The organism is Amphritea sp. 1_MG-2023 (genome assembly GCF_030547545.1).
Classification (GTDB): domain Bacteria; phylum Pseudomonadota; class Gammaproteobacteria; order Pseudomonadales; family Balneatricaceae; genus Amphritea.
On sequence record NZ_JAUOQE010000071.1, the window covers coordinates 1 to 1,718 of the forward strand.

Consider the following 1,718-nt stretch of genomic DNA (forward strand, 5'->3'; position numbering starts at 1 on the left):
GGATGACGTCTGCTCTAGCTTGGTGCTCTGCTGCGCCATCGATTGTGTCGTTTGCTGACTGATCGCCGCATTGCTGTTAGCCACCGAGGATAGACGTTCAGCCCCTTTCGCGACATTCTGTAAAATACTCCGCAGCTCTTCCACCACCGAGTTGAGATAACGACTCAGATCACCAAACTCATCTTCTCGCTCCACCTCAAAGGCAACACTCAAATCACCTTGCCTAAACGCACTCAGCCCTTGATGGATATGCGCCAATGGCACGCGGATAGTCTGCACCAAAATCACCGCGACAACGATACCAAACACAACCGCCCCCAACGCCAAACCCACGATACCGATATGACTGAAGTTAACTAGCTTTTGGGCTTCATTACGCGCCTTACCGGCCAATTGATGGTTCGCCTCAATAAAGGCAGACATCGCCTCACGGGCGCGGGAAATAAGACTATCCGTTTTATTCAAGCTTTCAAGCAAGGATTTATTCGCCGCGGCTTGCTCGGTGTAGTAATCAACTAAACCACCATTACTATAGAGATGATTATTAACCGAAGTAATCGTCCGCTTGAGCAACTGCGCATTAGGCGCCATCGGCTCGACCGCTTTAAACGTAGCGAGCATTTCGCCTCTATTGTTAGCCAAAGACGCCTTCAGCTTTTCAATATCACCGGTACGCTGATAGTCGACTACTTGAAAACGATGCATTCTGAAAGCAATATTCAGATCCTGTGCCTTATCAAGCACCTCTTGATTGGCCTGCTCTTCATAGAGTGTCTGTGTCCAGAGATTCAGGGTATTACCGAGTGCCTGAAAATCGATTTCCGCCTGACGAGTTTGAAACTCAAGAATCAAGGCCTGCTTTCGATCCGACATCACCTTGCTGGTGATCTCAAAAAACTGCTGACTAACGGCTTCCACTTCCTCAAGGGTCGCTTTGAGTTCTGGCTTCTCGGCAACTTTTTCCGCTACCTGCGCCTGCGCTTCGTTAAACTTAACAATCTTCGCTTTGACTTCTTTTACTTTCTGGTTCAACCCTTTAATCCGGCTTTGTGACAAGGCCGAAAAAAGTGCGGAATTAACCTCTTCGAGGTAAACCATCTGCTGGAAGCTGCCCGACAGCGACGGAATAACGTTATCCGATACCGTAAAAAAATGATTAGAAATAGCCCGACTTCCGAGTAAGCCTCCCGTACCAACGACAACGATCAACATTACCATTAGGGCAAATCCAGCTGTCAGCTTATGTGTGACATTCAGTCTCATTCACAACTCCGGTCTATCCACCGGCCTCCAATTATTAAATCCCGTTTGGGTTTTACCATTATAATTTTTTAATACTGATTGAGCGTATTCCGCCAACCGCATACACAGCATAACGGCCCTATTAAAGCGGCCGCGTAAAAACCCAAAAGGCTTAAAAATCTAGAGAATTAAAAGCAAAATTGAAAACACAGCTTCGATCATCAACCCCATTAACGGATTGCAAAGCGTGCTAATAGCGCTTGTTGCTGTTGTGCAACATCTAACAACTGCTGACTCCCCTCTGAGGCCATGACCGCCCCTTGCGAAATCTCAGCTTCGGCCGAGTTTATTTCGACCAAGGTGTGACTCACTTCAGCAACCGCCTGCGCTTGCTCATGTGCGGCCACTTCAATAAAGGTATTCAACTCGCGGATATGCGCGACCGCTTCATTCATGCTTTTTAAGACATGCTGTGA

2 protein-coding genes are annotated in these 1,718 nt (G+C 47.6%); both read right to left on the bottom strand.

Going from position 1 to position 1,718, the window contains the following annotated elements; genetic code table 11:
- Nucleotides 1–1,263: methyl-accepting chemotaxis protein (locus tag Q4488_RS18695; protein WP_303582108.1), on the bottom strand; the 1,263-nt coding region annotated here is incomplete at its 3' end.
- Nucleotides 1,264–1,472: 209 nt separating this feature from the next.
- On the bottom strand, nucleotides 1,473–1,718 hold a 246-nt coding region (locus Q4488_RS18700), incomplete at its 5' end, for a hypothetical protein (RefSeq protein ID WP_303582110.1).